This is a genomic window from Wenjunlia vitaminophila DSM 41686 (assembly GCF_000380165.1).
Taxonomy (GTDB): Bacteria; Actinomycetota; Actinomycetes; order Streptomycetales; family Streptomycetaceae; genus Wenjunlia; species Wenjunlia vitaminophila.
In genome coordinates this window covers 19,862-27,186 of sequence record NZ_KB904700.1, presented here as the reverse complement: position 1 = coordinate 27,186, position 7,325 = coordinate 19,862, and the positions used below count along the sequence as shown (strand labels likewise).

5 protein-coding genes are annotated in these 7,325 nt (G+C 71.4%); 1 reads left to right on the top strand and 4 read right to left on the bottom strand.

The genetic code is table 11. The features are described from left to right. Positions 1-196 precede the first annotated feature (196 nt). A complete protein-coding gene (gene ppc / locus A3IG_RS0122060) occupies positions 197-2,947 on the top strand; it encodes a phosphoenolpyruvate carboxylase (protein WP_018385763.1) in 2,751 nt (916 codons plus the stop codon). A 145-nt stretch (positions 2,948-3,092) separates the two neighbouring features. On the opposite strand, the gene pth is transcribed toward ppc, so the two are convergent. The 4 genes from pth to glmU form a co-directional block, all read right to left on the bottom strand. After that, positions 3,093-3,683, bottom strand: coding sequence for an aminoacyl-tRNA hydrolase (pth, locus tag A3IG_RS0122055; protein WP_018385762.1), 591 nt, complete (start codon positions 3,681-3,683; stop codon positions 3,093-3,095). Positions 3,684-3,780: 97 nt separating this feature from the next. Further along, positions 3,781-4,371 carry a 50S ribosomal protein L25/general stress protein Ctc gene (locus A3IG_RS0122050; protein WP_018385761.1) on the bottom strand — a complete coding sequence of 197 codons (591 nt, stop codon included), beginning with the start codon at positions 4,369-4,371 and terminating at the stop codon, positions 3,781-3,783. Positions 4,372-4,624: 253 nt separating this feature from the next. Beyond that, positions 4,625-5,602, bottom strand: coding sequence for a ribose-phosphate diphosphokinase (locus A3IG_RS0122045; RefSeq protein ID WP_018385760.1), 978 nt, complete (start codon positions 5,600-5,602; stop codon positions 4,625-4,627). 135 nt (positions 5,603-5,737) lie between these two features. Continuing rightward, entirely contained in the window at positions 5,738-7,255 is a 1,518-nt protein-coding gene (glmU, locus tag A3IG_RS30835; protein ID WP_040912113.1) for a bifunctional UDP-N-acetylglucosamine diphosphorylase/glucosamine-1-phosphate N-acetyltransferase GlmU, read from the bottom strand. Positions 7,256-7,325 lie beyond the last annotated feature (70 nt).

Sequence of the window (7,325 nt, the reverse complement as noted above, 5' to 3'; positions counted from 1 at the left end):
GCCCCTGCCGAAGAGACGAAGCCCGCGACCGAGGAACGAGGGAGCGCGCTGAGGAACGCCGGCAGGGGCACCCCAAAGCGGCCGGCGGCGAGCGAACACAATAAGAGGCGCCGGCGGCGAGCGAACACAAAATAGACTGCTTCCGGACAGCGTGGTCCGCCCCGCCGTTGTCGAGGTCACAAGGAGCCACATTTCCGTGAGCAACGCCGACACCCCTCCCGACCTGTCCCCCGCCGCCCTCACGGACAACAGCGCGTTGCGCGCGGACATCCGCAGGCTCGGTGACCTTCTCGGGCAGACCCTCGTCCGCCAGGAGGGGCAGCACCTGCTCGACCTGGTGGAACGGGTACGCGCGCTGACCCGCACCGACGGGGAGGCCGCCGCCGCCCTGCTCGGCGAGACCGACTTGGAGACCGCGGCCAAGCTGGTCCGGGCGTTCTCCACCTACTTCCACCTGGCCAACGTCACCGAGCAGGTCCACCGTGGCCGTGACCTCAAGGCCCGGCGCGCCGCCGAGGGCAGTCCGCTGTCCCGCACCGCCGACCAGCTCGCCGAGGCCGACCCGGAGCGGCTGCGGACGGTGGTGCGCAACCTCAACGTTCGACCGGTGTTCACCGCCCATCCCACCGAGGCCGCCCGGCGCAGCGTGCTGAACAAGCTCCGCAGGGTGGCCGAGCTGCTCGCCGGGACCGGTGACAGCCACGACATGCGCCGCACGAACCTGCGCCTGGCCGAGAACATCGACCTGATCTGGCAGACCGACGAGCTCCGCGTCTCCCGTCCGGAGCCCACCGACGAGGCCCGCAACGCCATCTACTACCTGGACGAGCTGCACCACGGCGCGGTGGGCGACGTCCTGGAGGACCTCTCCGCAGAACTGGCCAGGATCGGGGTGGAGCTGCCGGCCACCACGCGCCCCCTCACCTTCGGCACCTGGATCGGCGGCGACCGGGACGGCAATCCCAACGTCACCCCGGACGTCACCCTCGATGTCCTGGTCCTCCAGCACGAGTACGGCATCACCGACGCCATCGACCTCGTTGACGAGCTGCGGAACGCCCTGTCCAACTCGATCCGGAACTGCGGGGTCAGCGCGGAGCTCGCCGCGAGCCTGCAGCAGGACCTGGCGGCGCTCCCCGAGATCAGCCCCCGCTACAAGCGCCTCAACGCCGAGGAGCCGTACCGGCTCAAGGCCACCTGCATCCGGCAGAAGCTGCTCAACACCCGCAGGCGCCTCGCCAACGGCACTCCGCACCAGCCGGGGCGGGACTACCTGGGCACCGCGCCGCTCCTCGACGACCTGGTGCTGCTCCAGGACTCGCTGCGGGCGAACCGCGGGGAGCTGATCGCCGACGGCACCCTGGACCGGGTGGTCCGCACCCTGTCCGCGTTCGGCCTGCAGCTCGCCACCATGGACGTGCGGGAGCACGCCGAGGCGCACCACCACGCGCTCGGGCAGCTCTTCGACCGGCTCGGCGAGGAGAGCTGGCGGTACGCCGACATGCCGCGGGACTACCGCCGCAAGCTGCTCTCCAAGGAGCTGCGTTCGCGCCGCCCGTTGGCCCCCACTCCGGCGCCGTTGGACGCTGCCGGCGCCAAGACCCTGGGGGTCTTCCACAGCATCGGCGACGCGTTCGACCGGTTCGGGCCGGAGGTGGCCGAGAGCTACATCATCTCCATGTGCCTGGGTGCCGACGACGTGTTCGCCGCCGCGGTGCTCGCCCGCGAGGCCGGCCTGCTCGACCTGCACGCCGGCTGGGCGAGGATCGGTTTCGTGCCGCTCCTCGAGACGACCGACGAGCTCAAGCAGGCCGACAGGCTCCTGGACGAGTTGCTCGCCGACCCCTCCTACCGGCGTCTGGTGTCCCTGCGCGGCGACGTCCAGGAGGTCATGCTCGGCTACTCCGACTCCTCGAAGTTCGGCGGCATCACCACCTCCCAGTGGGAGATCCACCGGGCCCAGCGGAGGCTGCGTGACGTCGCCCACCGCTACGGGGTCCGGCTGCGCCTGTTCCACGGCCGCGGCGGCACCGTCGGCCGCGGCGGCGGCCCCTCCCACGAGGCGATCCTCGCCCAGCCCTGGGGCACACTCGAGGGCGAGATCAAGGTCACCGAGCAGGGCGAGGTCATCTCCGACAAGTACCTGCTCCCGGACCTGGCCCGGGAGAACCTGGAGCTCACCGTCGCCGCCACGCTGCAGGCGTCGGCGCTGCTCACCGCGCCCCGGCAGTCCGAGGAGGCGCTGGCCCGCTGGGACGCCGCCATGGACACCGTCTCCGACGCCGCCTACGCCGCCTACCGGAAGCTGGTCGACGACCCGGACCTGCCAGCGTACTTCTTCGCCTCCACCCCGGTGGACCAGCTCGCGTCGCTGCACCTGGGGTCCCGGCCGTCCCGCCGTCCCGACTCCGGCGCCGGTCTCGACGGGCTGCGGGCCATCCCCTGGGTGTTCGGCTGGACCCAGTCCCGGCAGATCGTCCCCGGCTGGTTCGGTGTCGGTTCCGGCCTCGCCGCCGCCCGCGCCGCCGGGCTGGAGGCCGTGCTCTCCGAGATGCACGAGCACTGGCACTTCTTCCGCAACTTCCTGTCCAACGTCGAGATGACGCTCGCCAAGACGGACCTGCGGATCGCCCGGCACTACGTGGAGACGTTGGTCCCACGGGAGCTGCGCCACGTGTTCGCCGCGATCGAGGCCGAGCACGCGCTGACGGTGAAGGAGGTCCTGGCGCTCACCGGCGAGCAGGACCTGCTGGACGCCACCCCGACCCTGCGGCAGACGTTCGCCATCCGGGACGCCTACCTGGACCCGATCTCGTACCTCCAGGTCTCGCTGCTGCACCGGCAGCGCGAGGCAGCCGCACGCGGCGAGGAGCCGGACCCGCTGCTGGCCCGTGCCCTGCTGCTCACGGTCAACGGGGTCGCGGCCGGGCTGCGCAACACGGGGTGAACTGACGCGCGGGGGCGTGGGGCCGACGGGTGGTGGCCGCACGCCCCCGCGCGGGGTCCCGCCGTTCCGGACCGCCGCCCGGGCCGTTCCCGACCGCCGCCCCGGCCGTTCCCGGATCTGCCGTTCCCGGATCTGCCGTTCCCGGTCAGGAGTTGTAGGTGTTCTGGGCGCGTTCGAGACCGTCGGTGAGGAGCGCTTCGACGGCGTCGGCGGCGCGGTCCACGAAGTAGTCCAGCTCCTTGCGCTCGGTGCCGGAGAAGTCCCGCAGCACGAACGCGGCCACGTCCATCCGGCCCGGTGGGCGGCCGACCCCGAACCGCACCCGGTAGTAGTCCGGCCCCAGGGAACGGGTGATGGACTTCAACCCGTTGTGGCCGTTGTCCCCGCCGCCCCTCTTCAGCCTCAGCGCCCCGTAGTCGATGTCCAGTTCGTCGTGGACCACCACGATGTTGCCCGTGGGCACCTTGAAGAAGTCCCGCGCGGCGGTCACCGGCCCCCCGGACAGGTTCATGAACGTCATCGGCTTGGCCAGCAGCACGCGTTTCCCGGCGAGCCGCCCGGACAGCACCATGGCCCTGCTGCGGTGGGTCCGGAACCGCCCGCCCATGCGCTGGGCGAGCAGGTCAGCGACCATGAAGCCCACGTTGTGGCGGTTGCCCGCGTACTCGGGCCCGGGGTTGCCGAGGCCCACGACGAGCCAGGGCTCCTGACCCGTGTCCGCGTTGGGGGACGTCACTGTGCTCACTGCGGAACTCCGACGATCGGCACCGGCGCAGGGCTCCGTCCCGACTGCGCGTCGGGACGGAGCCCTGCGGAGAAAGGGAACGGGGGCGTCACCCCTCGGCGGACTCGCCCTCGCCCGCGGCCCCGGCAGCGGCCTCCTCGGCCTGGGCGGCGACCACGTGCAGCACCGGGGTGTCCCCGTCCACCGCCAGGGTGGTGCCCTGCGGCAGCGAGATCTCCCGGGCGGCGATGGTGGCGCCGGCCGCGAGGCCAGCCACCGACACCGTCACGGCCTCGGGCAGGTGCGTGGCCTCGGCCTCCACCGGCAGCGCGTTGAGGTTGTGCTCGAGCAGGTTCCCACCCGGGGCGAGCTCACCCTCGACGTGGATCGGGATCTCCACCGTGACCTTCTCGCCGCGCTTGACCGCCAGCAGGTCCACGTGCTCCAGGAAGCCCTTGATCGGGTCCCGCTGCACGGCCTTGGGCAGCACCAGTTCGGTCTTCCCCGCCACGTCCAGGCTGATCAGCACGTTGGGGGTCTTCAGGGCGAGCATCAGGTCGTGGCCGGGGAGGCTCAGGTGCACCGGGTCGGCACCGTGGCCGTACACCACGGCCGGGACCTTGCCGGCACGGCGAGTACGGCGGGCGGCACCCTTGCCGAACTCGGTGCGCGGTTCTGCGGCGATACGGACCTCGGACACTGCGGGCTCCTCGTACGGATGCGATGGGACGTGGGTGTCGCTCGGCCCACGACGGGCGTACGAAGAGCACGTCGATCACGGACCGCGTCGTCAAGGAGACAGTCCCTCGCCGGGCAACCCAAGAAGTCTAGCCGTACCGGTCACCGGACCAGAAACCGGGCGGGCCCGGGACAACCCCGCGCCGGAGTCAGAACCGGCGCGGGGCACCGCGCGGCCCCGAGGGCCGACGCGGAAAGAACGTCCTCTGAGCAGATCAGTGCACGTCGTCGAAGAGGCTGGTCACCGAGCCGTCCTCGAAGACCTCACGGATGGCACTGGCGATCACCGGAGCCATCGACAGCACCGTCACCTTGTCCAGCTCCAGCTCGCTCGGCGTCGGCAAGGTGTTGGTCAACACCACCTCGCTCACCCGGGAGTTCTTCAGTCGGTCCCGCGCGGGCCCGGACAGGACCCCGTGGGTCGCCGCCACCAGCACGTCCGCGGCACCGTTGGCGAACAGCGCGTCGGCCGCGGCGCAGATCGTCCCACCAGTGTCGATCATGTCGTCCACCAGGACGCAGACCCGGTTCTCCACCTCGCCGACGACCTCGTGGACGGTGACCTGGTTCGCCACGTCCTTGTCCCGCCGCTTGTGCACGATCGCCAGCGGCGCCCCGAGCCGGTCACACCACTGGTCCGCCACCCGCACCCGACCCGCGTCCGGGGAGACGATGGTCAGCTTGTCCCGGTCCACCTGCTGCGCCACGTAGTCGGCGAGCACCGGGAGCGCGAACAGGTGATCCACCGGACCGTCGAAGAAGCCCTGGATCTGCGCCGTGTGCAGGTCCACGGCCAGCAGCCGGTCAGCTCCCGCGGTGTGGAACAGGTCCGCCATCAGCCGCGCCGAGATCGGCTCCCGGCCGCGGTGCTTCTTGTCCTGCCGGGCGTAGCCGTAGAACGGCACCACCACGGTGATCCGCTTGGCCGAGGCGCGCTTGAGCGCGTCAACCATGATCAACTGCTCCATGATCCAGGCGTTGATCGGCGCCGTGTGGCTCTGAATCACGAAGGCGTCACTGCCACGCGCCGACTCCTCGAAACGGACGTAGATCTCGCCGTTGGCGAAGTCGAACGCCTTGGTCGGCACCAGGCTCACCCCGAGCTGCGTGGCGACCTCCTCGGCCAGCTTGGGGTGAGCGCGGCCGGAGAAGAGCATCAGCTTCTTCTCACCGGTCGTCTTGATCCCGGTCACAACACGTCTCCTTGGTGTATCGCTCCACCACGCCGTGCGGGCGGTACCCACCTGCGACGCAGGCCAGCGGGTTTGGTGCAGCCTCCACCGTACGCGGTCCCCATAGGCCCCGCGCACCCGGCCAAACCGTCAGGTTCAGCCGCCCGCCTGCTCCGCCACCGGGGCACCCGCGGCAGGCCCCGGCTCCACGGCGCCGCCGTCCTGCCGGGCCTGTGCCGCGGCCCGCGCCGCCGCGCTCCCCGGGCGCTTGCGAGCCACCCATCCGTCGATGTTCCGCTGCTGTCCCCGGGCGACCGCCAACGCACCCGGCGGGACGTCCCTGGTGATCACCGATCCGGCCGCGGTGTAGGCGCCGTCCCCCACCGTGACCGGCGCCACGAACATGTTGTCCGAGCCCGTCCGGCAGTGACTCCCGATCGTGGTGTGGTGCTTGTTGACCCCGTCGTAGTTGACGAAGACGCTCGCCGCACCGATGTTGCTGTGGTCGCCGATGGTGGCGTCACCGACGTAACTCAGGTGCGGCACCTTGCTGCCCTCACCCACCTCGGCGTTCTTCAGCTCCACATACGTCCCAGCCTTGGCCCTCGGCCCGAGCTTGGTGCCCGGACGCAGGTAGGCGTAGGGGCCGACGCTGGCGCCGGGACCGATCTCCGCCCGGTCGGAGGTGGTGTTGCTCACCCGGGCCTCCGGACCCACCACGGTGTCCCGCAGGGTGCAGTTCGGACCCACCTCACACCCCGCGCCCAGCACGGACGCCCCCTGGAGCTGGGTGTTCGGCCACACCACCGCGTCCGGCTCCACCCTCACCTGGACGTCCAGCCACACCGACGCCGGGTCCACGACGGTGACGCCCGCCCGCATGGCGGCCTCGACCAGCCGGTCGTTGAGCACCCGACGGGCCGCGGCGAGCTGCACCCGGTCGTTGATCCCCAGGATCTCCCGGTGGTCCCCCGCCGCCCGCGCACCCACCCGGTGCCCGGCCGCGCGGAGGATGCCCAGGGTGTCGGTCAGGTACTCCTCGCCCTGGCTGTTGTCCCTGCGTACCTGTCCGAGCGCCCGCACCAGCAGCTCGCCGTCGAACGCGTAGACACCCGAGTTGATCTCATCGATGGTCCGCTGCTCGTCGGTGGCGTCCTTGTGCTCGACGATCCCGGACACCGCCCCGTCCGCAGCCCGGACGATCCGCCCGTACCCAGAAGGGTCAGGCATCCTGGCGCTCAACACCGTCACCGCGTTGCCCTCGTCGTGGTGCGCCGCGACGAGCTCGCGCATGGTGTCGGCGGTGAGCAACGGGGTGTCCCCACAGGTCACCAGCACCGTCCCGGCCACCGCGAGCCCCTCGCCGGCCAACGCCTCGAGCGCCACCCGCACCGCGTGCCCGGTACCGAGCTGCTCCTCCTGCACCACGGTGCGGACCCCGGGGTCCACCTCCGCCAGGTGCTCCACCACCTGCTCCCGCCGGTGCCCGACCACGACGACCAGGTGTTCGGGTTCCAGGTCCCGCGCCGCGGCGACCACGTGCCCGACCATGGACCGACCGCACAGCGGATGCAGCACCTTGGGCAGGGACACGGATTTCATACGGGTGCCCTCACCCGCGGCAAGGACAACGACGGCGGCCGGACGGGTGGTCACGAGGTGGCTCCTCGGCATCGCTGGGGGAAAGACACCGGCAGGATACCGGGGGTTCATCCGCCGCTTGCCGGGCGCCGCCGCGCACTCC

What these genes read in the sequence shown, in the direction of transcription:
- glmU (WP_040912113.1), bottom strand. Translation starts at nt 7,255, where the DNA reads ATGCCGAGGAGCCACCTCGTGACCACCCGTCCGGCCGCCGTCGTTGTC.